Source organism: Nonomuraea ferruginea, assembly GCF_039540635.1.
GTDB classification, from domain to species: domain Bacteria; phylum Actinomycetota; class Actinomycetes; order Streptosporangiales; family Streptosporangiaceae; genus Nonomuraea; species Nonomuraea ferruginea.
On the sequence record NZ_BAABFD010000002.1, the window covers coordinates 461,051 to 487,732 of the forward strand.

The following is a 26,682-nucleotide window of genomic DNA, read 5'->3' on the forward strand; positions in this document are numbered from 1 at the left end:
CAGAAGGCACTTCGCGAGCTGTCACCCCGCGAGCAACTGGTGGAGCCTCTGCGCTTCCCGCACCAGCCTGGTGGATCCCTTCCGGGCCGCTACGGCCGCCAGTTCCGGGATCTCGCCGCGCGCCCCGGCGAGCGCGGCGGCCCGGGCGCCCACGGCGAGCAGGTCCGCGAGCCCGTTGCGCGGGCGCTCCCCCGCGGCGGGCAGCACGCGCGGCAGCAGCGGGGCCACCACCGACCACACCGCCGCGTGCGCCCCGGCCTGGACCGCCTCGTCGAGCGCGGACACCACCCGGGACAGCATGACCAGCCCCGGCGGCAGCAGCCCGGCGACCGCCTTCGCCAGCCGCTGCGCGGGCACCTCGTCCCGGGCGGCCAGGGTGAGGAGCGCGTCCACGGCCGCCGCCCGCTTCGCGACGTCGGGCTCGCTCATCCCGACGGCCAGCGCGTGCGCCACCGCCGTCCCGGCGGGCCCGTCGCCGTGCGCCAGCGCGGCGAGCGCGAGATGCCCGTCGCCCCAGGCGTCGAGGGCGGTCAGCAGATGCGCCGCCACCAGCTCGCGATGCGACGGCGCCGCCATCGGCCACCAGCGCATCGTGGAGGACCAGGACGTGTCCCGCCGCGCCAGGTCGTGCAGCGGCTCCGGCAGCTCCAGCTCGGACTGGAGCTCCTCGCCCGCCCACCCGTATCCGACGCGCCTGACCATCGAGCACCGGACCTCGGGGTCGGGCAGTCCGCCGCCGCGCAGCCACGCCGCGCACTCCCGGCCCGCCCGCGTGCCGAGCTTCTCCGTCCGCTCCGCCACCGCCTCGCCGACCGTACGCGGCAGCCGCAGGAGGGCGTGCGCGAGGTCGGCGGGCAACGGCTCCAGGCCGGACGACGCCAGCCGTTCGAGGCGGTCGAGCAGCACCTCGGGAGCGATGTGGCCGGTGCCGGAGGTAGGCGTGGCGAGCAGGAGGGGCGGTGCGGACGCCGTCTCGTAGGCGGCGATCAGTTCGCGGGCCCGCGCCTCGTAGAGCCGGTCCAGCCCGCCGCCTTCGCGGTTGACCCGGCCGCCCTGGATCAGCGCGGTGAGCCGCAGGCTGTCTTCCGGTGAGGCGAACGCGAGCACCGCCCGCATGAGCAGCTGGTGGAGCCGCTCGTCGCTCCCATACGGGTGATGGCAGCCGAACAGGTGCGGGTCCAGCGGATGCCACCAGGGTCGCAGCGCCTCGCGCAGGGTGTCCGGCTCCCGGTGCGCCCACTCGGCGAGCCCGGCCAGGACCCGCTCGAACGTGTCCGCTCCCGACTTCGGCCCCACCGCGGCGACCGCCTCGGCGAGTTCGCCCGGCGACGCGATGGGCGGCGGCGGGCTCGGCGCGGGCGCCGCGACCAGCGCGGGCGCCTCGGCCGCATCGGCCTCGACGGCTTCCCCGTACGCGCCGGCGATCTTCTCCCGCAGCTCGGCGGGGAGCCCGCCCGCGGCGTCCAGGACGGCCTGCCGACCTTCCTCGCCCGCCCGTCCGGCCAACCGCACCGCTGCCCGGGCGGCGTACTCCTGCAGCGCGAGCGTGTCCTGCCGGAACACCGCCGCCACCACCGCCAGCGCGGCGTCGACCCGCTCCGGCCCGCGCCCGGCGGCGTCACGCGCCCACGCGACGGCCGCCCGCGCGAGCTTCTTCTCCTGCCGGAACGCCAGCGCTCCCGCCGCCTCGGCGAACAGCTCCTCCTCCAGCCGTCCCGCCTCGTCGGCCTGCCGCAGCCGCGCCAGCGCCATGTCGGCCACCGGGACAGGCGCGGCGGGCAGGATCGCCGCATAGTCGCGGACCCGTCCGGCCACCTCGTCGAGGTCCGGCGCCAGGTCGTCGTGCAGCTGGGCGAGCACCGGCGGCGCGTCGGGCCCGTCGCGCAGCAGCCGTCCCATGACCTGGCCGAGCACCTCGCCGCGATCCAGGCGACCGCTCTCGATCAGCCGCAGCACGCCATCGCGCTGCGGCCACGAGAACGCCTCCCGCAGCCCGGCCGTCTCGAAGATCCTGGGCGCGAGGTGCGGGAACAGGGGATCGTCAGCGCCCGGCGCGGATCCGAGCCGCCGCACCCACCCGGTCAGGAACGGGTCGCTGTCCGGCGGCTCGATGCCGGTCGCCCTGACCAGCTCCGCGACGAGCTCCCATTCGCGTTCCTGGTTCGCCCGCAGCCGCAGCACCGTCCGCCGGGCGAGATCCTCCTGCCACGCCACCGGGCGCGTACGGATCAGGCCGAGGATGCGCGGCGCGTCGTCGCCCGCCCGGTCGCGCCACTGGAGCTCGCGCCGGAAGATCCACGAGGTCACGGCCGCCGCCCCGCCGAGGCAGCCGACGCCCGCCATGAGCAGGGGCCGTAACTGGCCCGTCCACTCCCAGAACCTGCCGGCGTACGCCTTGTTCTGCGCCGCGAGGTAGGGCGCGAGCTCGGCGGCGACGGCCTTCCTCGCGTCCGCGTCGAAGGCGGCGACGGAGCGGACGGTGCCGGCGGTGTCGCCGGCCTGGATCAGCTTGAGAAGATCTTTCCACGGTGCGGACATGGCGCGGACCCTACTGACCCGGCCCGACAATTCACCGATCCGGCGACCTCAAGCCAGGTATGGAAGAGTTGCCGTCCATGGAACAGCGTGTGTTGGGACGTACCGGACGGCGAGTCGGTGTGGTGGGACTGGGAGCCTGGCAGCTCGGGGCCGACTGGGGGCAGGTGAGCGAGGACGACGCGGTCGCGACGCTCTCGGCGGCGGTCGGCGACGGGGTGACGTTCATCGACACCGCCGACGTCTACGGCGACGGCCGCAGCGAGCAGATCGTCGGCCGGTTCGCCAAGGCCCACCCGGACCTCACGGTGGCCACCAAGATGGGCCGCCGGATGGACCAGGTGCCGGAGAACTACGTGATGGCGAACTTCCGCGCCTGGAACGAGCGCTCCCGCCGCAACCTCGGCGTCGACACCGTCGACCTGGTGCAGCTGCACTGCCCGCCCACGCCGGTGTACTCGTCCGACGCGGTGTTCGACGCGCTCGACACGCTGGTCGCGGAGGAGAAGATCGCCGCGTACGGGGTGAGCGTGGAGACGTGCGAGGAGGCGCTGACGGCGATCGCCCGGCCGGGCGTGGCGACGGTGCAGATCATCCTGAACGCGTTCCGGCTCAAGCCGCTGGAGCGGGTGCTGCCCGCGGCCCGCGAGGCGGGTGTCGGCATCATCGCCCGGGTGCCGCTGGCCAGCGGCCTGCTGTCGGGCCGGTACGACGAGAACACCACGTTCGCGCCCGACGACCACCGCACCTTCAACCGCCACGGCGAGTCGTTCGACGTGGGCGAGACGTTCTCCGGCGTGGACTTCCGCACCGGCCTGGAGGCGGTCCGGCGGCTGGCCCCGCTGGTGCCCGAGGGGGCGACGATGGCGCAGTTCGCGCTGCGCTGGATCCTCGACCAGCCCGGCGTGTCCGTCGTCATCCCCGGCGCCCGCAACCCTGCCCAGGCCGCCGCCAACGCCGCCGCGGCCGCGCTCCCGTCCCTCCCGCCGGAGACCCTCCAGTCCGTACGCGACGTGTACGACGAGCTCATCCGTCCGCAGGTGCACGACCGATGGTGAGCCGGGCGGTTCTCGTCACCGGGGCGTCGCGGGGGATCGGGCGGGCCGTCGCGACGGCGTTCGCGGAGCTGGGTGACCGGGTGGCGGTCCACCACCGCGACTCCCCCGCCCTCGCCTCCGGGCTGCTGGACGAGCTGCCGGGCGAGGGACACACGGTCGTCCAGGCGGACCTGGCCGATCCGGAGGCGGTGCGCCGCGTCGTGGACGAGGCGGCCACCGCCCTGGGCGGCATCGACGTGCTGGTCAACAACGCCGGCGTGTTCCTGCACCACCCGGTCACGGACCTCACCTACGAGGAGTGGCAGGCCGCCTGGCGCCGGACGCTTGACCTCAACCTGGCCGGCGCGGCGAACATGATCTGGTGCGCGCTCCCCCACATGCCGCGGGGCGGTCGCATCGTCAACGTCTCCTCGCGCGGCGCCTTCCGCGGCGAGCCCGACAGTCCCGCGTACGGCGCCAGCAAGGCGGGCCTGAACGCGCTCACCCAGTCGCTCGCGGTGTCCCTGGCGCCGAAGGGCATCGCGGTGGCGGCGGTCGCGCCGGGCTTCGTCGAGACGGACATGACGAACGAGCACCTCAAACCGCCCAGGGGCGACGAGATCCGCGCCCAGAGCCCGTTCGGCCGCGTGGCCCGCCCGGAGGAGATCGCCGCCGCCGTCGTGTACCTGGCCTCGCCGGAGGCGGAGTGGGCCAGCGGCACCATCATCGACCTGAACGGCGCAAGCTACCTGCGCTGAGAGGCGGAGCCGGGTGGTAGGAGAATGGCATCTTCGACTTCTGACATCGCCGATCACGGCCCCCGGCGAGATTCTCCGGGAGCCGTGTCGCCGTAACGTGTCAGACCTTGTTCACCGGTTCCTGGAGTTCGGTGACCCACTCGTCGTGGTTGTCGGGACACTCCAGGTTGATCTCCCGGGGGTAGCCGACGGAGCGGTAGCCGTTGGCGTCGATCCAGCGGCCGAGGGTCTGGACGGTGGGCAGGACGGTCTCCATGGAGCCGCGGTGCATGACGGTCGCCGCCTGCTCGACGGGCGGCAGGTCCACGATCCGCAGCCCGTCGTCCTCGCCGAGGGGCGCGGAGACCTCGACGCCCGCTCGGATGAGGATCCCGCCGTCCGGCGCGTCCTCGTAGCAGGCGACCGCGGGCCCGGAGGGGGCGATGCCCGCCGCCTCCAGGCGCCGGGACAGCTCCTCGTAAAGCGGCTGGATGACCGGGCCGACGGTGTCGAAGTCCGGTGCCACCGCGGTCAGTTCGGCCACCCGCACGCTCGGCAGGCTCTTCAGTACGACATCGTTGCTGGGCATCTGCCCCTCGCTCTCGATCGAGCGGAGCCTCGCCTCGACCTGGGCCAGCCGGGCCGCCGCCGCCGTGATCGCCGCCTCCAGGTCGGCGCGCCGCAGCCGGAGCATGGCGCGCAGTTCCCCGATGGTCACCTTCTCGTCCAGGATCGCCCGGACCTGTTGGAGGGTGAAGCCGAGGTCCTTGAGCGCGATGACGCGGTTGAGGCGGGCCAGCTGGGCGGCCGTGTAGTAGCGGTAGCCGGTGGCCGGATCGACGTGGGCCGGGCGCAGCAGGCCGGTGGCGTCGTAGTGACGCAGCATCCGTACCGAGACGCGACCGTGCCTGGCGAAGTCTCCGATGGTGAACATGATGTCTCCAAGTCGACCGCCTGACACGGTGTGAGGGTCAAGAACGCGGCACGGATGCCGAGGCCTGAGCCGGCGGAACGTGGACTACCCGCCGAGCCCGTCGAGATAGGCGCGGGAGGCGGCGAGGGCTTCGAGCATGTCGCCGTCGCAGCGGTCGAGCTCGACGATCCGCCAGGCGTCGGCGGGGGCGGCCGCCAGGATGTCCGGGATCGGCAGCGTGCCGGAGCCGACCGCGGTCATGGCGTCGTCGACGGTGCCGGGGCCGTCCTTGACGTGCAGGTGGGTGACCCGGTCGCCGAGCCGGGACAGGAGGCCGGGCACGTCGGCGCCGCCCACCACGGCCCAGTAGAGGTCCACCTCCAGCAGGACGTCCGGGTCGAGCAGTTCGGCGAGCACCTCAAGGGCGTGCCGGTCGCCGATCCGCGCCGCCAGCTCCCAGTGGTGGTTGTGGTAGCCGAGCCGCAGCCCCGCCCCGGCGGCGCGGGCGGCGGCGGCGTTGATCAGGCGGGCGCTCTCCTCCACGGCGGCACGATCGGAGAACCCGTCCGGCGGGATCGCCGGGATGATCACCGTGTCCGTGCCGATGGCCGCGGCGGCCTCCAGCACGGCGGGCGCGTGCTCGTCCAGCAGCGGCCCGTGCAGCGAGCAGGCGGTGAGCCCGTTCGCCTCCAGCAGCTCGCGAAAGGCGCGCGGGTCGTCGCCCAGGAGCCCGAAGGTGGGCTCCACGGCCCGGTACCCCATCGCGGCGAGGGACGTCAAAGTCGTCGTCGGCCGCACGGTCATCTCGGCGCGTACGGAGTAGAGCTGGACGGCGGGAACAAGCACGACATACCCCCTGCTACTACATGATCCAGTCCATCGATCTTAGGGAGCCGCCGGCATCCCGGGAAGCGGCGCCACCGCCGGAGGCTCGCCACACACTGAAGTAATTCGTATTAGCAGGTTGACTGACGCTTTTCGCTGACCGATGCTCGGTGATCACACCGGCCCCCCGCCGGTGTGATCACGAAAGGGCAGAGCATGTCCGATCCGATCCTCGACCGCCGCACGATCCTGCGCGCCGCCGCAGGCACGGCCGTCGCCCTCCCCGCGCTCTCCTCCCCCGCCGCCGCTGCCGCCGCCGCCGGGCCCGCGGGCTTTCCCTCGTACGCCTACCTCGGCCGGTCGCTGAACACCTCGGCGCTGCGCTACAACCCGACCGGCGAGCTGATCTTCCCGTGCGTGCGCGGCACGTACGACCGCATGCCGGGCGGGCTCGGCAGGTACTACCTCTACTACGCCCCGCACGACGCGCCCGGCGGCATCTGCCTGGCCTACGGCGACTCACTCGCCGGGCCGTTCACCGAGTATCACGCCAACCCGATCGTCAGCCGGCAGTGGGGCTCGCACTTCAACGTCAGCCACGTGTCGTCACCGCACGTGCTCTGGCACGCCGCCTCCCGCCGCTGGTACCTGTACTTCCACGGCGAGAACAGCACGACCCGGCTCGCCACCTCGGCCAACGGGGTCGACTTCAGCTACCACGGCGTCGTGCTGAACACCTCGATGGTGCCCGGCATCTCGGAGGCCTCCTACGCGCGGGTCTTCGACCACGCGATCCCGGCGCGGGGCGCCCGGTACGTGATGGTGTTCATGGGCAACCACGGCGGCAACCGCAAGATCTTCTGGGGCTGGTCGGGCGACGCGGTGAGCTGGCAGTTCGCCCCTGACCCGCTTATCTCCCCCGCGGGCGACGGCCTCACCGACCTGAGCGGGCCGCACCTGCTCAAGCGCAACGGCACCACGTACGTCGTCTACCACGGCAACTCGGGCAAGATGTATCTCACCGAGGTCGGCAACTCCTTCGACCGGGAGGTGCACCTCGGCGTCTTCCACACCCCGCTGACCGGCGGCCCCGACTCCCGGCGCTCGGCCGCCCCGGCCTTCGGCACCGACGGCGGCGTCTCGTACATGTTCTACGAGGCGGGCCAGCGCGGCTCCACCGTGATCGCCGTGGCCCGCGCCACCTCCTGATCCCGTACCCCCTCGGCCCCGCTGAGCCCTGCCCTGTCCCTCCCGGGTTCGGCGGGGCCGGGCGTCGCCCGCCGCGTGCTTGCCGGCCGGCGAGTCCGCGAAGATCAGGTCGAACGGCCCGAGCGCGGACAGCATCTCCAGCGCGTCGCCCGTGCGGAACTCCACGAACCCCGGCCACTCCCCCTGCCGCGCGAGCCCGGCGCGCCCGGCGTCGCGCTCGATGGTGGTGACGGTGACGTCCGTGCGCGGCGTCAGCCCGGACACGAGCCAGGCCGTCCCCACTCCCGTCCCGGTCCCGATCTCCAGCACCCGCGCCCGCGCCGGCAGCCCCGCGGCGAGCACGGCGAGGAGCCGTCCGACACCCGGGTCGCACGAGTACGCGAACCCGGCCCGCTCGGTGGCCCGCCGTACGAGATCCTCCATGAGCACAGGATTCCCTATGCTGCCGACCCATGACGATCGACGGCGACTACGGTCTGCCCGGTTCGCTCGGCAGGGTGCTGCGGGCGGTGGCGGACGAGCGGGTGGCGCAGGATCGGCGGTGGGGCGTCCAGGAGGGCCTCACCGACGGCACCGGCCCGCAGCACGGCGACGAGGCTGAGCGGGCGAAGCGGGAGACCGGGGAGGCGTCCCGCGAGGGGCGGCTGACTTGGCGGCACGTGCTGGTGGAGGAGGTGCTGGAGGCGTTCGCCGAGGAGGACCCCGACCGGTTGCGGGCGGAGCTGACGCAGGTGGCGGCCGTGGCGGTCAAGTGGATCCAGGACATCGACCGGCGCGCCGCCCGGGACCGGTTCCGGGCGATCGTGGACGTGCACGTCCTGCTGGTCCGCGACGGCGAGGTGCTGATGGGGCGCCGATCCGGCACCGGGTACGCCGACGGGCTGTGGCACCTCCCGAGCGGCCACCTGGAGGCGGGCGAGTCGGCGACGGAGGCGGCGGCGCGGGAGGCCCGCGAGGAGGTGGGCGTCCGCGTCGACCCCGCCGACCTGGTCTTCGCGCACGTGATGCACCGGGCGCCGGATCGGGTGGGGATCTTCTTCGTCGCGGAGAGGTGGGCGGGCGAGCCGTACAACGCCGAGCCGGACAAGTGCTCCGAGCTCGGCTGGTTCCCGCTGGACCGGCTGCCGCAGGACACGGTCGGCTACCCGGCCGAGGCGCTGCGCGGCATCGGGCGCGGTGAGGCTTTCGGCCTGTACGGGTTCTAGCCCGGCGGATACTTGGCCGGGTCGGCGCGCCCGCGGCCGGCGAAGTCGTCGGCCAGTTCGGTGATGGTCTCGCGGCCTTCCAGCAGATACAGCCAGGCGACCGGCAGGGCGTCCTCGCCGCGCACGGCGCCGAGAAGATTGCCGGTCATGGAGCCGGTGGAGTCGCTGTCGCCGGAGTGGTTGACGGCCAGCAGCAGCGCCGCGGCGAAGTCCTTCTCGCGCGTGAGCGCGCAGTAGACGGCGATGGCCAGCGCCTCCTCGGCCACCCATCCCCCGCCGAGGCTCTCCACCCGCTCCGGGCTCGGCTCGCCCTTTCCTGCCAGCTCGTCCGCCGCCCGCAGGGCGACGCTGGTCTCCTCGTGCCCGGGGTACGTGGCCAGCAGGCGGAGCGTCTCGTGGACCGCCTCGTACAGGGTCAGATCCTCGGCCACGAAGTGGACGAGGGCGGCGAAGGCGCCGGCCGCGTAGTAGCCGGTGGGGTGGCCGTGGGTGATCCGCGCGCAGGCGGCGGCCAGCTCGAACGCCTCCCGCGCGGAGCCCCCGAGAAGCCCGAACGGCGCCGACCGCATGACGGTGCCGCAGCCCTTGGAGTCGCGGTTGACCGGCCCCGGCTCTCCCAGGGGCCCGTCCCGGCCGGGCCGCGCGCGCAGCCCCGACAGGCACGCGTTGCCGGGCGCCCGCCGCGCGTACAGCCACCGCTGCTCGCGCAGCCAGCCCGTACGGTGGTGCGGGTCGCCGGGCGGGGGCGGGGCGTCGTGCCGCTGGGTGTCGAGCCAGCGCAGGTAGGCGGACCGGACCACCTCCGCGGTGTCCGCGAACCCCCGGGTGGCGGCCCTCAGCTCGGCCCTGATCAGCCCTTCCAGCGTGAAGAGCGTCATCTGGGTGTCGTCGGTGATCAGCCCCGCGCGGCCGATCCCGTCGGTCACCATGCCGGTGACCCCGGCCTGCCCGTGACGGGCGCGGATGCCCGCGATGGACTCGAACTCGATCGCCCCGCCGAGCGCGTCGCCGATCGCCCCGCCCAGCACGCATCCGCGGACCCGGCTGCGGTACGTCACTTCCGCCATGGCCCACACCTTATGCCCGGCCTTGTCGCGTACGGGATGGATGGGCGCGGCCCTGTCAGTGGGCGTGCGCGTGGCCGAACGTCCAGGTGATCGTGGAGGTGAGGGCGTTCTCGCGGTACGCGGGATCGCGGATGAAGCCGGTGGAGTCGGAGACGACGACGGTATAGGTGCACGAGTGCTTCGACCGCAGGTCCTTGCGCCCGCACCACGGAGCCTCGGGCTTGCCGCGCTGCTTGGGCGGCTTGTGCTCGCCGGCCTGCACGGAGGCCAGGCCGGCCCACTCCGCGATCTCGTGCCCGTTGACGAACCACCGGGTGGACACGGTCGGGATGTCGACGTGGGTGACGGTCAGGGTGGCCGACTTGCGGATCGGCCTGTCGCTCGGCGGGGTGGCGGCGTCGACGATGCCGGTCAGCTCGTAGAACTTGCGGGTCATCTCCTCGCGGCCGACCGAGTTGAAGGGCTTGCGCAGGGTGCGCATCAGCGAGTCGTCGCTGGGCCGGTGGATGCCGAGATTGTGGTAGTAGGCGCCTTCGAAGGCGCCGATGACGCCGCCGTCGGGGGTCTCGGCCCCGAGCCAGCGCCACCACTTGGTCCGCCGCGCGGTCTGCTCTCCGGCGTCGTGGACGGAGACGTTGGCGTCCGGCGGCTCCTCGCCGGTGTAGACGCTGCCGTCGTCGGGATAGGCCCAGTACGGGTACTCGTCGGCGAGGTCGCCGAGGGAGTGGCCGAGCTCGTGGGGAAGGATCTCCGGGCCGGAGACGTGTCCGCCGGAGAAGGTGACCAGGTCCTCCTCGATGTAGCCGGCTCCGCCGTACGTGCCGCTGTTGACGACCACGGCGATCTGGTCGAAGGCGGGCGCCAGGGCGGCGTAGGACTCGGCGGCGGGCACGTCGACGCAGACCAGGCGTGCCAGCCCGTCGCAGTAGTAGGTGCTGTGGAGCGCGGTGTCCTTCTCGATCCCTTCGGCGGGGTCGTTGTCGGAGCCGGACTCGTTGGAGACGACGTTGACCTGCCAGACGTTGAACAGCTTCCGGTAGCTCTTGAACGGCTCGCGCTCGGCCAGCAGGTTCCAGCTGGTCTCCACCTGGGAGGTGTAGAGGTCCATCTCGGACTCGGTGAAGCCGTCGCCCAGGTAGACCAGGTCGATGCGCTTGTCGCTGGGGCCGTTCACCTCGATGGGCGTCACGGTGGCGGACGGCGCCTGCCGGGACCTCGCCCGCGGGCCGATCTCGCCCGGCACGTCGGTGTAGCCCCGCGGCCCGCTCTCGTCGAAGATCTCCACCTTGTGGTCATCGGACGCGGTCGCGGGCGGGACCGAGAAACACGTCGCGAGGAGTACGCCCCCCACGACCAAGCCAAGTTTGCGCATATTTGTCTCCATCGACAGCGATATGGCGCAGATTGTTCGCGGCTGCGCGTTCATGGGGCAATAACGCTGCGGTGTCGATCCGGGCCGGCGGCGGAGGGCGTCCGACGGGCCGCAGGTCGGCACGCCACATAACCCAGGAGTTATCCCCTTTCGGGATGGCCCTCCTCGTGGGTACGGGCACCCACGCGCGCCCGATCACCCTAGGGTTATGTCGTACTAGATTTGCCGCATGCAGCTGGAGTTGCGGCACCTTCGCACGTTGTGCGAGATCGCGAACGCGGGCAGTCTCAGCAAGGCGGCGGTCGTCCTGGGCGTCTCGCAGCCCGCTCTCACCGCCCAGTTGCGGCGGATCGAGGCCACGCTCGGCGGGCAGATCTACCGGCGCGGCCGGCTGGGCATGACCCCGACCCCCTTCGGCCGGTTCGTGCTGATCCGGGCCAGAGCGGCGCTCCAGATCGTGGACGAGCTGATGACGGACACCACGCCCGCCCCGGACCGGCCGCGCGTCGCCCGGATGGGCGGCTACGCCAACCCGGTGCTCGGCGGCCTGCTGCGCAGGCTGTTCGGGACGCCGGGCACGCCGATCACCGTGCACACCGAGCACTCGCCCCGCCTGCTCATGGACCTGCTCGCCTCCAAGCGGCTGGACGCGGCCACGCTCGTCGACTACCCCGGCCACGAACTCGCCGTGCCCGCCGCGATAGGCGTGCGCCCCATCGCCATGGAGCCCGTCTTCGTCGCGATGGCCGCCGGCCACCCTCTCGCGTCACTCGAAGAGGTGCCCCTCGCCCGGCTGGCCGACGACGACTGGGTCCTGTCGCCTCCTGACGGGGCGGGCTGGCCCGAGTGCTTCGTCACGGCGTGCCGGGACGCCGGCTTCGAACCTCGGGTGCCGCACATCATGATCGAGGCGCCGATGATCCGGCTGCTCGTCGCCGCGGGGCAGGCCGTCACGCCGTGCCAGGCCACGTTCCCGCCCGGCGACGGCATCGTGGTCCGCCCGCTTGCCGGCGCCCCGCTGTGGATGAGGCACCTCGTCGCCTGGCGCCTCGACGGCGCGCTCGCCGACCGGGCGGGCGAACTGGTCGCCCTCGCCACGCAGGCCCACCAGGAGGCGCTGGCCGCCCACCCGGTCTACAGCGCCTGGCAGGCACGACGTCACTTCGGAGGTGATCCGCGACACTGAGCGGGCCGCTCCCCCGGCACGTGCGGGGAAGCGGCCCGATGCGGTGCTACTGGGGCAGCGGGGCCACCTCGCGCACCTTCTCCGCGGCGGCGGCCAGCGAGTCCCTGGTCACCTCAGGCGCCTCGCCCTGCTTGTTCTGCGGCAGCGGCTTCACCTTCTTGCAGGCGGACGGATAGCGGTCGCAGTAGCTCTGGGTCGTGCCGACTGACGTGGCGTTCAGCATCGCGTGGCCGGTGGCCCGGGTCAGCGTGTCGGTGGCGGCGTTGAAGATCTCGTTGAGCCGGCGCGAGTCGGCCGGGTTGTTGACCCGCAGCGGGGTGCCGGTGCCGGTCGACATGCCGAAGATCGTGTCGCCGTCGCCCAGCGTGTGGATCGGGCTGATCGCGCGGGCCAGACCGTCCTGGGAGTTGCCGGCCATCCGCGCGGCGGCGGCCTTCTCCAGCGGCGCGTTCGTGGCGACCACGGCGATCGTGGTGTTCAGCGACGGGGCGTCGGCCTTGGCTTCCGGCCGGCACTCCTTGGCCTTCGGCGTCTCCAGGCCGCGGAACTCGCCCGCCACCTCGTACCGGGCCGCGAACAGCGAGCAGTCACGCGGGTCGACCGGCGAACCGGCCGAGTTCACCACCACGATGGCGCCGACCACGGTGCCGTCGCTGAGGGTCATGCTGGCGGTGCCGACACCGCCCTTCAGCCCGCCCGCGCGGGCACCGGTGCCGCCGCCGGCGACGCCCTGACGTACCGGCCCTTCCTTGGCGGCCTGCGCGGCGAGGTAGCCCCACTCGGGCGTGGTGCGGGCCTTGAAGTCGCCGCCACGGCCGAGGTCGAAGATGTCGGCGGCGGGGACGATCGGCGCGACTCCCGAGCCGACCCTGACGCCCTCGCCGCGCTCCTCCAGCCAGCGGATGACGCCGTCGGTGGCGGCCAGCCCGTACATGCTGCTGCCGCCGAGCATCACCGCGTTCACGCCGGGGTTGGAGTTGAGCGGGTCGAGCAGGTCCGTCTCCTTCGTGGCGGGGGCGCCGCCGCGCTGGTCGACGCCGGCCACGGACATCGTCGGGGTGTAGATCACGGTGGTGCCGGTCAGGTAGGGCGCCCTGGCCGACTGGACCTGCCCGACCTTGATGCCGGGCACGTCGGTGATCGCGTTGTCGGGGCCGGGCAGCCCGGGGGTGTTCGCGGCGGTGGCGGCCTGCGCGGACGCGCTTCCGGGGACGGTGAGCATCAGTGCTCCGGCCAGCAGTGCGACGAGGCGTGGCTTCATGGATCCCTCATTCCAGTGGGGGGCGGGAAGGGACGTCGGGGAGTGCGCGCGCTACTGAGTGCACTGAGGCTACTGGTCGGACCAGCAAAGGTAAAGATCGTAGTGTGCCGATTTGTAGCTATAGTCGGCGTTTTCGCCAGTACGTCCGCGATCGCGTGAGTTCGCCGGCCCCCTGCCGGAAGGACGTCCGACGTTGGGCGTCGATTAACACGGCCTCCCTAGCGTGCCCGACATGAAACGTGCACTGCTCGCCCTCGGTGTCGCCACGCTGGTCACCGGCCTCGCCGCGCCCGCCGCGGCCAAGCCCGCCGCCCCCGGCCGGGCCACCCTCACCGGGTTCGCCTCGCTGCCCGCCGAGACTTTCGTACCGAACAGCGAGACCTCGGGCACCCAGCTCGGCCCCGACCCGGTCAACGGCCTCACCCCGCCCTTCGCCGGCCAGCCCGTGCAGGGCTTCAGCGGCATCGTGCCCCGGGGCGGCGGCGTCTACGAGATGCTGTCCGACAACGGCTTCGGCAGTAAGGGCAACAGCGCGGACTTCCTGCTGCGGGTGCACCGGGTCGAGCCCGACCTGCGGGGCGGCACGGTGAAGGTGCTCGGCGGGTTCGACCTCGCCGACCCCGACCGGCACATCACGTTCCCCATCACCAGGGAGGACCGCCGGCTGACCGGCGCCGACTTCGACGTGGAGTCGATCGTGCGCGCCACCGACGGCACCTACTGGATCGGCGACGAGTTCGGCCCGTTCCTGCTGCACTTCTCCTCGACGGGCAGACTGCTCGAAGCGCCCATCCCCCTGCCCGGCGTCCAGGCGCCGGAGAACCCGTTCCTGAACGGCGCCGAGCCGAACCTGGGCCGCAGCAAGGGCTTCGAGGGCATGGCGCGCTCGCTCGACGGCAAGCGGCTCTACCCGCTGCTGGAGGGCACCGTCAGCGGCGACCCGGCCGGCACCCTGCGCATGTACGAGTTCGACGTGCGCGAGCGGGCCTACACCGGCAAGCGCTGGACCTACCCGCTGGACGCCCCCGGCCACGCCATCGGCGACGCGGTCGTCGTGGACCGGAACCGGTTCCTGATCATCGAGCGTGACGGCGCCCAGGGCGACGCGGCCAGGACCAAGAAGATCTACCTGGCCGACGTCCGCGACCGGAACCACGACGGCGCCATGGACAAGACGCTCGTCGCCGACCTGCTCGACATCGCCAACCCCAAGGGCCTCGGCGGCTTCGGCAGGACGTTCCGCTTCCCGTTCGAGACGATCGAGGACGTGGCCATCCTCGACGACCGCACCCTGATCGTCGCCAACGACAACAACTTCCCGTTCTCCACCGGCCGCACGCCCGGCAAGCCGGACGACAACGAGTTCATCACCATCAAGCTGCCGCGCCCGCTGCACGCCACCCGCTGACCCTCATGTGCCCGTGCCCCTCCCGCCCTGGGAGGGGCACGGGCACGTCGCCTCCTCGGCGTGCACGGTGGAGCCGACCTCGTGGAAGAGCCCTCTTCCGGCCCTCCGCCGATCCGGCAGGTGGTGGCCATCCGGGAGACCGGCAGCAGTGAGCCGTCGCCCCGCTCGAACCACTGACGCTCCCCCTGCGCGGTGCCGCCGGTTCGGCCTGAGGGCTGACCTCCATGATCTGCCCTCGGTTACCCATGAGGACGGCAACGACCACGAGGTTGTGCTCGGCACCGAGACGGTGTGCGGAGGCTTGCCTGCCGGGGCCAAAACAGAAGGCACGTTCGTGATGAACGCGCCTTCCGGGGGGCCGTGGCCCCGGATAAGCATGTCGCCGTAGTGGCTGCTTCAAGCAGACCCCGGGCACTGGTGCGGGACATGCCGGTTCGGGCAGCAGATCATGCCGATCGTGGCGAACCGGCCGCCGTGCAACCACTCACCCCATTGCACGTCCACCCCGCGGGGCAACAGGTCGCGGGCGGACTGCAACCGATCTTTCATCGGGATGCGGTCGGGCCACAGCAGCGCGGTGCAGGTCCTGCCGTACTCCTCAGCCAGCCAGGCCACGGCGGGGCCGACCTGGTCGAAGGTGGCCGCGATCCGTGATGGGGGTTTGAGCAGCCAGTCGCCGGTCCGCATCGGAGGGAGGAGCGACGCGGGAAAGTCCGGCGAGGTGGGGCGGCGACCGGCCTCGTTCGCACGTTCCGATCCCGGGCCGGTCCACTGGTAGGCGTGCCAATGCATGGTGAGGCGCTCCGGGTACGGTTGGGGGCGGCGGCCCCTGCTTGCTGTGATCAGGCAGGGACCGCCGTCGACGCGGGTGATGCCTACAGAGTGGACAGGCCGGCGGCGCGAAGCTCGTCACCGGTGAACCGGAGCGTCCCGGCATCCGGGTTCTTCGAGTCACGCACCGCGTAAGCGTCCTCCTCCCCCGGGATGGGCGCGATCAGGACACAGGTGTCCATCTCCTCCTCCTGCTGGTTGCCGCCACAGGCCCGGCTGAACGACACCCCTTCGAGGTGACAGCCATACAGATCCATTGCGTGGTCTTCCTTTCGTCCGAGCCCTCAGGGTCGGGCTCCGTTCTGGCCCACGAACGCTACCTGTACCGGCCTATTCATGGCTAGTCCAAGCCCGACCTATACTGTTTGGTCTAGCTATGGAAGTCAGTGACGGTTTAGGGTTCGGCCGTGATGTTGCCTGATACGCCGTGGACTGAAGACGACTGGAATCCGGAGTTCTATCGGTACGAGCAGATCGCGGACTGGATCCAGCAACGGATCGAAGCGGGAGAATATCCTCCACGAACCGTGCTCTCCGAAATTCAGCTCCAGGGATATTTCGGTACGGGACGCACCACCATTCGCAAGGCGTTCGAAATCCTCCGCGAGCGCGGGCTGATCATCACGAAGCCCGGCAGAGGATCCGTGGTCATGCGAAGGGCAGGCACAACGGACTGATATTCAAGCACTGGTTACCCCGCTTGGCACCTGTCACTTGACCACGGCGTTGCGCCAGTAGCGGACGCTCGTCGCACCGATGACATCGGCATACTCCTGATATATCTCCTCCAGACAAGCCAGGAGCGCTTGAGCGTGCTTCTCAAGACCAAGAACGGTGAGCGAACGCAGGATCCTGCTGATACGCAAGAAATTGTGGTTGTACGGGGTGAGCCATACAGAGGCTCGGTCGGAGAAGTCACCACCGGGTGAGACCCGAGGCGACTCGAAGGGACCGTCGAGCCTCAAGCCATAGAAGGCGAGCATCCGGAGCAAGGATTCCGTCAGCTCGTCCTGAAGGCCGCGATCGGACCTGAACGCCTCGATGTCGTTCTCGTTGAGGACTGGTGCGTTGTGATTCGCCATACTGGGCTCTGGTAGCGGGAAAAGCCACTGGATGTAGTCGTGGACCGCTTCCAGGGCAAGGAAGTCCTGGCTGCGGACATCATCAAGCGAACGTCCGCGGTCATCGGTGCCGATCTGCCGGTAGAAGGCGACGACAGCGCTGGTTTTCATAGGCTCTTCACGTTGATGTCGGCTCGCAGACGCTTACAGCGATTCTGAGGAGATGTGCCGCCTCCCGGAGGGAGACTTGGGGAGGACTCTTGTCGTCAGCACGGAAGACGACCACGTTGATGCCGATTCTTCGGTAAGCGTCAGCGTAAAGAATCTCCGACCAGGCGAGCAGCTGGGCAAGGAGTGCACGGGTGGGCTTGATCGAGCCGTGCCCGGCACCGAGTAGAGGAAGATACACGGTGGACAGACGACGGTCGCGGGCCACGGTGCTCGCCCTGCGAGCGATCAGAGCCAGCGCCACCGGATCCGCCCGTAGCCCCTCGCCCTCCCGTTCGGTGGTGGCGGCAGCAACCAGCAGGTGAAAGTTCCCTTCCAGGGGTCGGTCGATGTAGGCCGCCGTCCCCAGCCTGTAGCTGCGGGTCTCCTTGCCGTTGATCTTGACGATCTGGGCAGGCATACCAGCCAGACTCTCGGCGATGGCCCGCTCCAGATCGGCGACGCGCCCCCTGTAGTGGGCATGGACGAAGGCCCCCGCGGCGCTTCTGGTGTCACTCAGGCACGTGCCGTTGAAGTACTCGTTGGCGGGCAGGACGATCAGAGCGCACGACGGGTCGCCGGCGATCTCTTCTATGCGGCCGAGCCTGATGGACAGTTCATTCTCACCGATGCGCGTACTGACGGAGTCAGCGTCCGAGGTGATTCTTATTCGACGCTTGGCAGGCACGGGAAAGGCCATGGCGGGAGTTTGCAAGGTGCTGACGGCCGCGAGTACAACGAGTCCCAACCCCACCAAGGCCACCGGATAGACCGGAGCCGCGAGCGGGACTATATCCAGCTTGGCGATATCCTTGACCTGAAAGAAAGAGACAAGAAGAAATAGAGTGCCGATCGCCAGAGCGATGACCTGGAACCTGACCTGGACTAACGCTTCGATCATGCCTTGCATAGGGCTGGCATCCTTGGCTGTCACCTGCGTTTCTGGCCTGGATCGTACATCAGCCGGCTGGAGCGTCACTTAGGAAAATCACTCCTGGACGTCTCCGATCAGCTACTCTCTCGCCGGCACCCACTGGCGCGGACAGATCATCTCGGTGCACAATCGGCCCGTGAAGGCGTACGTCGGAGTCACCGACGGTGACTGGTATCGCTTCCTCGCGGCACGCCCCGCCCTGACCGAGGCGAACTTCTGGCGGCCCTCGGGAAAGGGCGAGTTCAAGGTCCTCCGGCCGGGCGAGCCGTTCCTGTTCAAAACCCACCACCCACACAACCGGGTAGTCGGCGGCGGCTTCTTCGCCCGTTTCGTCAAGCTGCGCGTCTCCGAAGCCTGGGAGATCTTCGGCGAGGCCAACGGCGCCTCCACCCTCCATGAGATGCATGCCCGAGTCGGCCACTATCGAAGAGAACCGATCTCGCCAGCTGACGACCCCGTGATCGGCTGCGTCTTACTTCGGGACACCTGCTTCTTCCCTCTCGACGCCGACGCCGGCCCTCCCCCGGCGTTCGCCGCCAACATCGTCCAGGGCAAGGGGTACGATCTCGCCACCCATCCGGACGCCCGGTTCTTCCACGACGTCGTCACCCGGCTCCTCGGCGGCCATGTGGAGATCGACCTGAGCGAGCCGTGGCATCTCGGCGGCCCGGTGTTCGGCGATCCCCGCCTGGTGCCGCAACGACTCGGCCAGCAGGCGTTCAAGGCCGTGGTCCTGGACGCCTACGACCGGCGCTGCGCCATCACCGGCGACAAGATCCGTCCCGTTCTGCAGGCCGCGCACATCCGGCCCGTCCACCGAGGCGGCGAACACCGGCTCGACAACGGACTGCTGCTCCGCTCCGACGTGCACACCTTGTACGACCGCGGCTACCTCGCCGTCGATCCGTCGTACAAGCTGCTGGTCAGCCCTCGATTGCGCGAGGAGTTCGGCAATGGCCGCCAGTTCTACGAGCGGGCCGGGCACCAGATCGCCCTCCCTCGCCAGCGGCCGGACCGGCCGCAGTGGGAAGCCCTGGAGTGGCATCTGGACGAGGTCTTCCTTCGCTGACGGTCCGACCCAGCCTCCGATCTTGAGGGACACAGGCCCCTGAAGCGTCGCATGAGGTATACGCGGTAAACCTTCCGGGTATACGTTGTACACATGTCAGTGGCGAAGACGGCCGACAGGGTCGCCGAGGCCGCGCGCGCCATCCTCGAGACCGAGGGCGTCGAGGCCGTGACCATGCGCCGGGTGGCTGACGCCGTAGGCATCACCGCCATGGCGATCTACAAGCACTATCCGAACCGTGAGGCGCTCCTGGCCGCCGTGGCCGATCGCGCTCTCCGTGAGCTCGGGGCGGGCTGGGGTGGACGCGACGGTGACTGGGAAGCGCGTGCGCTGGGCCTGCTGGACGACTTTCTCGACTTCGCCCTCGGGTCGCCGCACCTGTACCGCTTCCTCATCACCGATCGGCGTGAACGGGCGCGGCGGTTCCCTGACGGCTTCAGGGACGGCGCCTCACCGTCGTTCACGAAGATCGTCACCTTGGCCGAGGAGGGCATGCGGGCCGGCCTGCTGCGCCCGGACGATCCGCTGGAGGTCGCGATGACGGTGACGGCCACCGCCCAGGGCCTGGTGCAGCTCTATCTCGGCGGCCGTATCGGGCTGGCCGAGGACGAGTTCCGGGCTCTGTGCACGCGTGCGACGAGGAGGGTCCTCGATGGCGTCCGAGCGTAGGCCGCGCCGCTGGAGACGGCGGGCGTGGATCGCGGCCGGTGTTGCCCTGGCGGTCCTGGTCGCCGGGCTGGGTTACAGCGCCTGGTTCGGGAGCGACCAGGCGATCAAGGTGCGGCGCTGGGGGGCGGGAGACGTCATGGTGCTGGCCTCCGGCGACCGTACCGTGACCCTGGCCGACACGCCGGCGACGCGCAAGCCCGGCACGTACTGGCTGGAATGGAGCGGCGCCGGCACCATGCTCGGCGAGGTGACGTCACGGGGCGGCGGCAAGGTGACCCGCGCGGTGCTGGACGGCGCGGTCCCGTCCATCGGCACCTCCGGCAGCCTCAACGTGGCCCCTCCCGGGGATCCGGAGGTGGCGTGGGGCCTGGACTACTCCGAGATCACGGTGCCGACCGAGCTCGGTCCGGCGCCCGCCTGGCACGTCCCCGGCGACGGCACCACCTGGTTCGTCGCCGTCCACGGCCAGAACGCCAGGCGCAAGGCCGTCCAGAAGGTGCTTCCCGTCGTGCACCGGCTCGGCATGCCGTTCCTGGCCATCACCTACCGCAACGACGAGGGCGCCCCGGCCTCCCCAGACGGGCTGATCCATCTGGGCGACACGGAGTGGCGGGACCTGGAGGCGGCCGTCCGCACGGCGCGGGGCCTGGGGGCGCGGCGCGTCGTCCTCTACGGCACGTCCATGGGAGGCGTCGTGGCCGGCCAGTTCCTGGCGCGATCGCCGCTGGCGGACCTCGTCTCCGCGGTCATCATGGACGCGCCCCCGTACGATCTGGAGCGCGTGAGCGAGTGGAACGCCGCCCGGTTCGGTATGCCCGCCTTCGCCGGATGGTTCTCCAGCCGGGTGGTGGAATGGCGGATCGGCGTCGACCAGGACGCCCTTCACCTGATCCGTCATCCGCCCGCCGTCAGGCCTCCGCTCCTGCTGATCCACACGGACGACGACACCGAGGTCCCGGTGGGCTCCTCCCGGGAGCTCGCCGCCGCCGGGCCGCGTCTGGGCTGGGACATCCGGTACGAGGAGTTCCCCGGCGGTGACCACACCGAGGCGTGGAACGTCGACCGGCCGAGGTACGACCGGCTCGTCCGCGACTTCCTGACCGCGCACGCCGGGGCCGTTCCCTGACGGCGGCCGCCCCCTTGAACTGGAGCCTCCATGCCAGCACGCTGAATCCACCATCGGAACCCTGGAGGCCGTGATGACCCCCCGCGACCTGATAGACCCCGAGAGCCGTGGCCCGCTGGACGCGCTGCTCGACATGCTGCCCGGCGGCTTCAACACCATCCCCGACATCGTCCAGCGCCGGGCCGTCGTCTCAGGCCTGCTGGGCGCCATGGAGGTGCCCGACAACCCGAACGTCGTCAAGGAGGACCGGACCATCCCCGGCCCCGACGGCGAGCCTGACATCGCCGTGCGGATCTACCGCCCGGCCGACGCGGCGGGGCAGCTGCCCGGCGTCTACTACATCCATGGTGGCGGCATGATCCTCGGCGACATCGCCGGAGAGGACGCCACCGCCACGATGATCTGTGACCGGGTCGGCGCCGTCGTGGTCTCCGTCGAGTACCGGCTGGCCCCCGAGCATCCGCATCCCGCGCCGGTCGAGGACTGCTACGCCGGCCTGGCGTGGACCGTGAAGAACGCCGCCGACCTGGGCCTGGACCCCGCGCGGCTGGCCCTCTACGGCGGCAGCGCCGGCGGCGGGCTGGCCATCGGCACGGCGCTGCTGGCACGTGACCGCGGCGGACCCGCGATCACGTTCATGATGCCGATCTACCCGATGATCGACGACCGGAACGAGACGCCGTCCAGCCACGAGATCACCGACGTCGGCATCTGGGACCGGGCGGGCAACATCGAGGCCTGGGCCTGGTACCTCGGCGGCAAGGACGCCGACCAGTACGCCGCCCCGACGCGCGCCGAGGACCTGGCCGGCCTGCCGCCGGCCTTCATCGACGTCGGCACCGTCGACCTGTTCCGGGACGAGGACATCGCCTTCGCGCAGCGACTCATGCAGGCGGGCGTCCCGACCGAACTGCACGTCAACCCGGGCAGCTACCACGCCTCGGAGAACTTCGCCCCGGACGCCGCCCTTTCCCGGCGCATCTGGGACCAGCGGATCGACGCCCTCCGCAGGGCCCTCGCCTGACGAATCGCCCGCGGCGCCGCCGCCGGTACGGAAGCCGCGCGGCGGCGTCATGCAAGGTGGCCTCCAGATAATGATTCACATGTTGACTTAAAGTAATCAGTCAACTACAAATCGAAGGGTTCCATCTCTCCAATCGAAAGGGACCCCGTGCGCCTCCTCAAGAGCACCTTCCTCGCCTGCACCGCCGCCGGATGCCTCCTCACTCTCGCGACGCCCGCCGCGGCCGCGGTTCCGGCGGGCAACGCACCCTCGTGCGTGGCCGTCTGGCAGACCAAGGGCATCGTCACCAAGACGGGTTACGCCCGCAACGACTGCCGCTACCGACTACGACTGAAGATCAAGTGGGCGCGCGGCACCGACGGCGACTGCTCCACCGTCGATCCGGGCCGGACCATCTCCTCCAAGGTCGCGCGGGGCCCGCGCAACTTCGACGGCGCGGACATCTGCTGACGACCGCGCGGAAGGGGCCGTCCGTCTCCGAAGGGGGAACGGGCGGCCCCTCGGCATGTGAACGACGGGTTGCCAACATCGTCTTCAATAGAGACAATGTTTCCGGCGCCTCGAAGGACGGGGCGCCGGACGTGGTAATACTGGAGATCCGCGAAGGAGGCCGGAGAGGACGAGCTGGTGCGCCCATGACCGAGCGCTACCTCGGTGTCCTCGGCGTCGCCGAGGCCCTGGGAGTGAGCCGGCACGCCGTGCACAAGTGGCGCACGCGTTATCCGGCGGGCTCCGAGCACGCGTTCCCCGAGCCGGACGTCGAAGTCGACGAGACGCCGGGCTGGCGGGCCGATCGGCTGGAGGAGATCCGCCGATGGCGTGCGGGGCTGCCGGGGCGCGGGTCCGGTGGCGGGCGTCCCACCGCCGCACGTCAGGAGTATCTCAAGGCGGCGATGGCCCGCGGCCTGGACCGCGACGAGGCGCTCCGCGCACTGGCCACGTTCGCGGCGGAGTTCCCCGAGATGAGCGAGCCGGAGCTGTGCGCCTGGCTCGTCGAGAAATTCCGCCGCTGACCTTCTTCCACGGACTGGAAAGGGATGACGCATGCCCGAAATCAGTGGGCTGACCGCACCGGGGTTCGAAGCGGTACGTGACGCGTTCGCGGCCAACCTGGCCTCCGGGCAGGAGATCGGCGCGGCGGTCAGCGTGTACCTGCACGGACGCCAGGTCGTCGATCTGTGGGGCGGGATCGCCGACCCCGGGACCGGCCGCCGATGGGAGCGCGACACCCTTCAGGTCGTCTACTCCACCACCAAGGCGGTCACGGCGACCTGCGCGCTCCTGCTGGCCCAGCGCGGTGAGCTCGATCTCGACGCTCCCGTGGCCCGTTACTGGCCCGAGTTCGCGGCGGGCGGCAAGGAGCGCGTCCCGGTCCGGTGGCTGCTCACCCACCAGGCCGGTCTGCCCGCTCTCGACCAGCCGGTGACCCCGGCCGAGGTGATCGCCTGGGAACCCGTGGTGAAGGCGCTGGCGGCCCAGCGTCCGTACTGGGAGCCGGGCACCCGGCACGGATACCACGCGCTCACGTACGGATGGCTCGTCGGCGAGGTCGTCCGCAGGGTGAGCGGCCGGAGCGTCGGCGCGTTCCTCGCCGAGGAGATCGCCGCGCCGCTCGGCCTGGACCTGTGGATCGGCCTGCCGCCGTCCGAGCACCACCGGGTCAGCCGCATCCTCACCGATCCGGGCGGCTTCGACCCCGCCGCGATCGACCTGGACTCCATCCCGGAGCCCATGCGCGAGGTGATGGCCGCCTACGCCGATCCGGAGTCGCTGACCGTACGCGCGATGACCCTCGTCCAGCCCTCGCTGGACCACAACGACCCGGCGGAGCAGGCCGCCGAGATCCCCGCCACCAACGGCATCTGCACCGCCCGCGCCCTGGCCCGCTTCTACGCCGCCCTCATCGGCGACGTGGACGGGCACCGCGTCCTCGCCCCCGCCACCCTCGCCGCCGCGACCGCGGAACAGGTCGCCGGCGTCGACCGCGTCCTGCGCGTGCCCGTCCGCATCGGCACGGGCTTCGGCCTGCCCACCCCGGACGCGTACTGGTACTCCCCTGCCGCGTTCGGCTTCGGCGGCATGGGCGGCTCGATCGGCTTCGCCGACCCGGAGAGCGGGCTGGCGTTCGGGTACGTGATGAACCGCGTCCGGGAGGGGGTGCCTGACACGCGGGCGTCGAGCCTGCTCGGCGCCGTCAGGCAGGCGATCGCCGCGCCGGCGAAGCGTCAGTGATCCTCGTCGAACAGCATGGCCTCCACCCGCCGGCGGTAGTCACGGTAGATCTGCCGGTAGCGTCCGGCGGCCCCGGAGCGGTCGCCGCGTTCGAGGAGTTCGAGGACCTCGCGGTAGCCGTCCAGCCACACGTTCCACACCTCGCTCTCGGCGGTGAGGGCGAGCACCCGCAGGGTGCGCGTGACGACCAGGTCGACATGGGTCTGTAGCTCGCGGTTGCCGCTCGCCAGGATGACCACCGTGCTGAAGTCGGCTCCCGCGGCGGCGGCGACCGTCGCGTTGCCGTGGCGCAGTCCCTCGGCGAAATCGTCGAGTTTGCCGCGCAGGGCGGCGAGGTGCTCGTCGGTGAGGTTGTCGACGCCCCACTCGAAACCCGCGCAGGCCAGCACCATCATCACGTCGATGAGCTCGAGCGCGCTCTTCTGGGTCACCTGGGTGACCTGCCGTGTCCGGTTGGGCGAGATGTCGATCAGACCTTCGGCGGCGAGTTGGGTGACCGCCTCCCGTACCGGGGTGATGCTCACGCCGAGCCGGGCCGCGATCTCCGCGTCCTTGATCGCCGCGCCCGGCTTCAACCGTCCGGTGATGATCTCGTCTCGCAGTTGACGCAGGACCGCTTCTTTCCGCGTCAGCGGTACCGCAAAGGACATGGCGGCGCTCTCGCTCGGAGGGATCTGACGCGGCCATCCTACGAGTTCCTGACCAGTCCGGTCCGGCCCCCACCGGCGGGTTTCCCGTCGGGACGGGCTCTCACCTCGTGGATCCGGAGACGGTTGACGGAATGCAGAATGCATTTTACATTCGAGCTACTTCCAGATGACATGCGTGATGTTCAACCCCTGATCACGAAAGTGCAGGGTCCTCCCCGCTCGCGGCACGGCGTGCCGCGCGAACAGGGGCCAGCTGGTTCACCGAAGCGGCCGCGCCACACCAGGGCCCGCCGCCTCCTCCCCCGGATCCACCCTCCTGAGCTCATCACTCCGTGACCGCGGGGCGATGACGAGCACCCTCATGGCCGGGCGGCGCCCGTGGACACACGGCATCCGCCCGGCACCTGTCGAGGCATCACTTTCCACCACCCCCCAGGAGGACGCATGTCCGCACCCCCCTCTGACTCTCAGCCCGCCTCGCGCGCCGTGCCCTCCTCCGTCGACGTCGTCGTCGTGGGCGCGGGCTTCTCGGGCATGTACCTGCTGCACAAGCTCCGGGAGATGAACCTGTCCGCGGTCGCCTTCGAAGCGGGCACCGACGTCGGCGGCACCTGGTACTGGAACCGCTATCCCGGTGCCCGGGTGGACGTGGAGAGCCTGGCGTACTCGTACTCGTTCTCGGAGGACCTCGAGCAGGAGTACGAGTGGCAGGAGCGCTACCCCACCCAGCCGGAGATCCTGCGGTACGCGCGGCACGTCGCCGACCGGTTCGACCTGCGCCGGGACATCTTCTTCCGGACCCGCGTGAACGCCGCCGCGTACGACGAGCAGGGCCGGACCTGGCGGGTGCGAACCGAGCACGGGGACGCCGTCACCGCCCGCTTCCTCGTCATGGCCACCGGGTGCCTGTCGGCCTCGAAGCTGCCGGAGATCCCCGGGCTCGATCGCTTCGCGGGGGCCACCTACCACACCGCGCACTGGCCGCATGAGGGCGTGGACTTCACCGGGCTGCGGGTCGGGATCATCGGTACGGGGTCCTCCGGCGTGCAGTCGATCCCCGTCATCGCCGAGCAGGCCGCGCAGCTCACCGTCTTCCAGCGCACCCCCGCCTACAGTCTCCCGGCGCGCAACCGCAGGCTGCGCCCGGACGAGATCGCCGCCATGAAGGCGAACTACCGGACGTTCCGCCAGGCCCAGAAGGAGTCGGGGTTCGGTGTCCCCACGCCGATCCCGACGAAGTCCGCCCTGGAGGTCTCCGACGAGGAGCGCGACGCCACCTTCGAGCGGGCCTGGGAGAGCGGCAGCCTGGTCAACCTGCTGACCGCCTACGCCGATCTCAGCATCGACCAGGCGGCCAACGACACGGCCAAGCGGTTCATCCACCGCAAGATCCACCAGATCGTCGAGGACCCGCGGACCGCCGCGGACCTGTGTCCCGAATATCCCGTCGGGACCAAGCGCCCCTGTCTGGACACCGGCTACTACGAGACGTACAACCGGGAGAACGTGCACCTGGTCAACCTGCGGCGCACCCCCATCGTGGAGATCACCGAGAGGGGCATCCGCACCTCGGACCAGGCGTACGAGTTCGACGTGATCGTCTACGCGACAGGGTTCGACGCGATGACGGGCGCGCTGACGAGCGTCGACATCCGGGGCAGGGGCGGGGCGCCGCTCGACGAGGCCTGGAGCGCCGGCCCTCGCACGTACCTGGGGATCAGCTCCGCGGGCTACCCGAACCTGTTCATGATCACCGGTCCGGGCAGCCCGTCGGTGCTCTCGAACATGGTCGTCTCGATCGAGCAGCACGTCGACTGGGTGACCGACGCGATCGCGTATCTCGACCACCAGGGCCTCACCACGATCGAGCCCACCCAGGAAGCCGAGGACGCCTGGGTGGACCATGTCAACCTGATCGCCGACGCCACTCTCTACCCCAAGGCGAACTCCTGGTATATGGGGGCCAACGTGCCCGGCAAGCCGCAGGTCTTCATGCCCTACGCCGGCGGTGTCGGCGAGTATCGCAAGACGTGTGACGAGATCGCCGCCCAGGGCTACAAGGGCTTCGCCCTCTCCGTCTGAGCCCGCCGGGACCACAAGAACACCCACTCCAGACCACCGGAT

General features: G+C 70.8%; 26 protein-coding genes and 1 pseudogene. 15 read left to right on the top strand and 12 right to left on the bottom strand.

Going from position 1 to position 26,682, the window contains the following annotated elements; genetic code table 11:
• Positions 1–21: 21 nt before the first annotated feature.
• Entirely contained in the window at positions 22–2,538 is a 2,517-nt protein-coding gene (locus ABD999_RS05485) for a DUF6493 family protein (protein WP_271275836.1), read from the bottom strand.
• 77 nt (positions 2,539–2,615) lie between these two features.
• Between ABD999_RS05485 and ABD999_RS05490 the strand changes: the two genes are divergently transcribed.
• Positions 2,616–3,593 carry an aldo/keto reductase gene (locus ABD999_RS05490; protein WP_271275835.1) on the top strand — a complete coding sequence of 326 codons (978 nt, stop codon included), beginning with the start codon at positions 2,616–2,618 and terminating at the stop codon, positions 3,591–3,593.
• Complete coding sequence (locus ABD999_RS05495; protein ID WP_271275851.1) at positions 3,590–4,330, top strand: SDR family NAD(P)-dependent oxidoreductase; 741 nt, start codon at positions 3,590–3,592, stop codon at positions 4,328–4,330. The genes ABD999_RS05490 and ABD999_RS05495 overlap by 4 nt, the downstream gene beginning before the upstream one ends.
• 100 nt (positions 4,331–4,430) lie before the next feature.
• Here the strand turns inward: ABD999_RS05495 and ABD999_RS05500 are convergent, their stop codons facing one another.
• Together ABD999_RS05500 and ABD999_RS05505 are read right to left on the bottom strand one after the other, a co-directional pair.
• A complete protein-coding gene (locus ABD999_RS05500; protein ID WP_271275834.1) occupies positions 4,431–5,243 on the bottom strand; it encodes a MerR family transcriptional regulator in 813 nt (270 codons plus the stop codon).
• 84 nt (positions 5,244–5,327) lie between these two features.
• Positions 5,328–6,068 carry a sugar phosphate isomerase/epimerase family protein gene (locus tag ABD999_RS05505; RefSeq protein ID WP_271275833.1) on the bottom strand — a complete coding sequence of 247 codons (741 nt, stop codon included), beginning with the start codon at positions 6,066–6,068 and terminating at the stop codon, positions 5,328–5,330.
• 195 nt (positions 6,069–6,263) lie between these two features.
• Here ABD999_RS05505 and ABD999_RS05510 point away from each other — a divergent pair, with 195 nt between their 5' ends.
• Positions 6,264–7,256, top strand: a complete 993-nt coding sequence (locus ABD999_RS05510) for a glycoside hydrolase family protein (protein ID WP_148032164.1) — start codon at positions 6,264–6,266, stop codon at positions 7,254–7,256.
• A 93-nt stretch (positions 7,257–7,349) separates the two neighbouring features.
• Here the strand turns inward: ABD999_RS05510 and ABD999_RS43860 are convergent.
• A pseudogene (locus tag ABD999_RS43860) lies at positions 7,350–7,679 on the bottom strand (O-methyltransferase); the annotation flags it as partial.
• Between the two features lie 29 nt (positions 7,680–7,708).
• Here ABD999_RS43860 and ABD999_RS05515 point away from each other — a divergent pair.
• Positions 7,709–8,461 (top strand): NUDIX hydrolase, encoded by a 753-nt coding sequence (locus tag ABD999_RS05515; RefSeq protein WP_333485693.1) that lies wholly within the window; start codon positions 7,709–7,711, stop codon positions 8,459–8,461.
• Here the strand turns inward: ABD999_RS05515 and ABD999_RS05520 are convergent.
• Together ABD999_RS05520 and ABD999_RS05525 are read right to left on the bottom strand one after the other, a co-directional pair.
• The gene (locus ABD999_RS05520; protein WP_271275832.1) at positions 8,458–9,528 is read right to left on the bottom strand and encodes an ADP-ribosylglycohydrolase family protein; all 1,071 of its coding nucleotides are present in this window, start codon (positions 9,526–9,528) and stop codon (positions 8,458–8,460) included. The genes ABD999_RS05515 and ABD999_RS05520 overlap by 4 nt on opposite strands.
• Before the next feature lie 55 nt (positions 9,529–9,583).
• Positions 9,584–10,900 carry a M64 family metallopeptidase gene (locus ABD999_RS05525; RefSeq protein ID WP_271275831.1) on the bottom strand — a complete coding sequence of 439 codons (1,317 nt, stop codon included), beginning with the start codon at positions 10,898–10,900 and terminating at the stop codon, positions 9,584–9,586.
• Positions 10,901–11,129: 229 nt separating this feature from the next.
• On the opposite strand from ABD999_RS05525, the gene ABD999_RS05530 reads away from it, so the two are divergent.
• A complete protein-coding gene (locus tag ABD999_RS05530) occupies positions 11,130–12,086 on the top strand; it encodes a LysR family transcriptional regulator (protein WP_148032167.1) in 957 nt (318 codons plus the stop codon).
• A 46-nt stretch (positions 12,087–12,132) separates the two neighbouring features.
• On the opposite strand, the gene ABD999_RS05535 is transcribed toward ABD999_RS05530, so the two are convergent.
• Positions 12,133–13,347 carry a P1 family peptidase gene (locus tag ABD999_RS05535; RefSeq protein ID WP_222708973.1) on the bottom strand — a complete coding sequence of 405 codons (1,215 nt, stop codon included), beginning with the start codon at positions 13,345–13,347 and terminating at the stop codon, positions 12,133–12,135.
• Positions 13,348–13,579: 232 nt separating this feature from the next.
• Here ABD999_RS05535 and ABD999_RS05540 point away from each other — a divergent pair, with 232 nt between their 5' ends.
• A complete protein-coding gene (locus ABD999_RS05540) occupies positions 13,580–14,755 on the top strand; it encodes an esterase-like activity of phytase family protein (protein ID WP_271275830.1) in 1,176 nt (391 codons plus the stop codon).
• Positions 14,756–15,151: 396 nt separating this feature from the next.
• Here ABD999_RS05540 and ABD999_RS05545 read toward each other — a convergent pair whose 3' ends face one another.
• Together ABD999_RS05545 and ABD999_RS05550 are read right to left on the bottom strand one after the other, a co-directional pair.
• Positions 15,152–15,442: a hypothetical protein gene (locus ABD999_RS05545; RefSeq protein WP_271275829.1), complete on the bottom strand. Its 291-nt coding sequence runs from the start codon at positions 15,440–15,442 to the stop codon at positions 15,152–15,154.
• Positions 15,443–15,630: 188 nt separating this feature from the next.
• Complete coding sequence (locus ABD999_RS05550) at positions 15,631–15,843, bottom strand: DUF397 domain-containing protein (protein WP_271275828.1); 213 nt, start codon at positions 15,841–15,843, stop codon at positions 15,631–15,633.
• A 153-nt stretch (positions 15,844–15,996) separates the two neighbouring features.
• Here ABD999_RS05550 and ABD999_RS05555 point away from each other — a divergent pair, with 153 nt between their 5' ends.
• Positions 15,997–16,263, top strand: a complete 267-nt coding sequence (locus ABD999_RS05555; protein ID WP_271275849.1) for a winged helix-turn-helix domain-containing protein — start codon at positions 15,997–15,999, stop codon at positions 16,261–16,263.
• A gap of 33 nt (positions 16,264–16,296) precedes the next feature.
• On the opposite strand, the gene ABD999_RS05560 is transcribed toward ABD999_RS05555, so the two are convergent.
• Both ABD999_RS05560 and ABD999_RS05565 read right to left on the bottom strand, forming a co-directional pair.
• On the bottom strand, positions 16,297–16,818 hold the full coding sequence (locus tag ABD999_RS05560; RefSeq protein ID WP_271275827.1) for an opioid growth factor receptor-related protein: 522 nt from the start codon (positions 16,816–16,818) through the stop codon (positions 16,297–16,299).
• Between the two features lie 7 nt (positions 16,819–16,825).
• A complete protein-coding gene (locus tag ABD999_RS05565) occupies positions 16,826–17,764 on the bottom strand; it encodes a macro domain-containing protein (protein WP_271275826.1) in 939 nt (312 codons plus the stop codon).
• A 160-nt stretch (positions 17,765–17,924) separates the two neighbouring features.
• Here ABD999_RS05565 and ABD999_RS05570 point away from each other — a divergent pair, with 160 nt between their 5' ends.
• From ABD999_RS05570 to ABD999_RS05600, 7 genes are all read left to right on the top strand, one after another.
• Positions 17,925–18,857 (top strand): HNH endonuclease, encoded by a 933-nt coding sequence (locus ABD999_RS05570; RefSeq protein ID WP_271275825.1) that lies wholly within the window; start codon positions 17,925–17,927, stop codon positions 18,855–18,857.
• A 93-nt stretch (positions 18,858–18,950) separates the two neighbouring features.
• The gene (locus ABD999_RS05575) at positions 18,951–19,526 is read left to right on the top strand and encodes a TetR/AcrR family transcriptional regulator (protein ID WP_271275824.1); all 576 of its coding nucleotides are present in this window, start codon (positions 18,951–18,953) and stop codon (positions 19,524–19,526) included.
• Positions 19,510–20,652 carry an alpha/beta hydrolase family protein gene (locus ABD999_RS05580; protein WP_271275823.1) on the top strand — a complete coding sequence of 381 codons (1,143 nt, stop codon included), beginning with the start codon at positions 19,510–19,512 and terminating at the stop codon, positions 20,650–20,652. Before ABD999_RS05575 ends, ABD999_RS05580 begins: the two co-directional genes overlap by 17 nt.
• 73 nt (positions 20,653–20,725) lie before the next feature.
• Entirely contained in the window at positions 20,726–21,676 is a 951-nt protein-coding gene (locus tag ABD999_RS05585; protein WP_271275822.1) for an alpha/beta hydrolase, read from the top strand.
• 147 nt (positions 21,677–21,823) lie between these two features.
• A complete protein-coding gene (locus ABD999_RS05590; protein WP_271275821.1) occupies positions 21,824–22,126 on the top strand; it encodes a hypothetical protein in 303 nt (100 codons plus the stop codon).
• A 185-nt stretch (positions 22,127–22,311) separates the two neighbouring features.
• Positions 22,312–22,689: a hypothetical protein gene (locus ABD999_RS05595; RefSeq protein ID WP_271275820.1), complete on the top strand. Its 378-nt coding sequence runs from the start codon at positions 22,312–22,314 to the stop codon at positions 22,687–22,689.
• 31 nt (positions 22,690–22,720) lie between these two features.
• Positions 22,721–23,908, top strand: coding sequence for a serine hydrolase domain-containing protein (locus tag ABD999_RS05600; RefSeq protein ID WP_271275819.1), 1,188 nt, complete (start codon positions 22,721–22,723; stop codon positions 23,906–23,908).
• On the opposite strand, the gene ABD999_RS05605 is transcribed toward ABD999_RS05600, so the two are convergent.
• The gene (locus ABD999_RS05605; RefSeq protein ID WP_148032177.1) at positions 23,902–24,558 is read right to left on the bottom strand and encodes a GntR family transcriptional regulator; all 657 of its coding nucleotides are present in this window, start codon (positions 24,556–24,558) and stop codon (positions 23,902–23,904) included. The two genes, ABD999_RS05600 and ABD999_RS05605, sit on opposite strands and share 7 nt — an antisense overlap.
• A 444-nt stretch (positions 24,559–25,002) precedes the next feature.
• Between ABD999_RS05605 and ABD999_RS05610 the strand changes: the two genes are divergently transcribed.
• A complete protein-coding gene (locus ABD999_RS05610) occupies positions 25,003–26,640 on the top strand; it encodes a flavin-containing monooxygenase (protein WP_271275818.1) in 1,638 nt (545 codons plus the stop codon).
• Positions 26,641–26,682: the final 42 nt, after the last annotated feature.

Coding starts and splice junctions, on each gene's coding strand:
- ABD999_RS05490 (WP_271275835.1), top strand. CDS start 2,616: ATGGAACAGCGTGTGTTGGGACGTACCGGACGGCGAGTCGGTGTGGTG.
- ABD999_RS05585 (WP_271275822.1), top strand. CDS start 20,726: ATGACCCCCCGCGACCTGATAGACCCCGAGAGCCGTGGCCCGCTGGAC.
- ABD999_RS05610 (WP_271275818.1), top strand. CDS start 25,003: ATGTCCGCACCCCCCTCTGACTCTCAGCCCGCCTCGCGCGCCGTGCCC.
- ABD999_RS05535 (WP_222708973.1), bottom strand. CDS start 13,347: ATGAAGCCACGCCTCGTCGCACTGCTGGCCGGAGCACTGATGCTCACC.
- ABD999_RS05520 (WP_271275832.1), bottom strand. CDS start 9,528: ATGGCGGAAGTGACGTACCGCAGCCGGGTCCGCGGATGCGTGCTGGGC.
- ABD999_RS05515 (WP_333485693.1), top strand. CDS start 7,709: ATGACGATCGACGGCGACTACGGTCTGCCCGGTTCGCTCGGCAGGGTG.
- ABD999_RS05525 (WP_271275831.1), bottom strand. CDS start 10,900: ATGCGCAAACTTGGCTTGGTCGTGGGGGGCGTACTCCTCGCGACGTGT.
- ABD999_RS05580 (WP_271275823.1), top strand. CDS start 19,510: ATGGCGTCCGAGCGTAGGCCGCGCCGCTGGAGACGGCGGGCGTGGATC.
- ABD999_RS05575 (WP_271275824.1), top strand. CDS start 18,951: ATGTCAGTGGCGAAGACGGCCGACAGGGTCGCCGAGGCCGCGCGCGCC.
- ABD999_RS05595 (WP_271275820.1), top strand. CDS start 22,312: ATGACCGAGCGCTACCTCGGTGTCCTCGGCGTCGCCGAGGCCCTGGGA.
- ABD999_RS05485 (WP_271275836.1), bottom strand. CDS start 2,538: ATGTCCGCACCGTGGAAAGATCTTCTCAAGCTGATCCAGGCCGGCGAC.
- ABD999_RS05545 (WP_271275829.1), bottom strand. CDS start 15,442: ATGCGGACCGGCGACTGGCTGCTCAAACCCCCATCACGGATCGCGGCC.
- ABD999_RS05565 (WP_271275826.1), bottom strand. CDS start 17,764: ATGCAAGGCATGATCGAAGCGTTAGTCCAGGTCAGGTTCCAGGTCATC.
- ABD999_RS05540 (WP_271275830.1), top strand. CDS start 13,580: ATGAAACGTGCACTGCTCGCCCTCGGTGTCGCCACGCTGGTCACCGGC.
- ABD999_RS05530 (WP_148032167.1), top strand. CDS start 11,130: ATGCAGCTGGAGTTGCGGCACCTTCGCACGTTGTGCGAGATCGCGAAC.
- ABD999_RS05555 (WP_271275849.1), top strand. CDS start 15,997: ATGTTGCCTGATACGCCGTGGACTGAAGACGACTGGAATCCGGAGTTC.
- ABD999_RS05500 (WP_271275834.1), bottom strand. CDS start 5,243: ATGTTCACCATCGGAGACTTCGCCAGGCACGGTCGCGTCTCGGTACGG.
- ABD999_RS05600 (WP_271275819.1), top strand. CDS start 22,721: ATGCCCGAAATCAGTGGGCTGACCGCACCGGGGTTCGAAGCGGTACGT.
- ABD999_RS05605 (WP_148032177.1), bottom strand. CDS start 24,558: ATGTCCTTTGCGGTACCGCTGACGCGGAAAGAAGCGGTCCTGCGTCAA.
- ABD999_RS05550 (WP_271275828.1), bottom strand. CDS start 15,843: ATGGATCTGTATGGCTGTCACCTCGAAGGGGTGTCGTTCAGCCGGGCC.
- ABD999_RS05510 (WP_148032164.1), top strand. CDS start 6,264: ATGTCCGATCCGATCCTCGACCGCCGCACGATCCTGCGCGCCGCCGCA.
- ABD999_RS05560 (WP_271275827.1), bottom strand. CDS start 16,818: ATGAAAACCAGCGCTGTCGTCGCCTTCTACCGGCAGATCGGCACCGAT.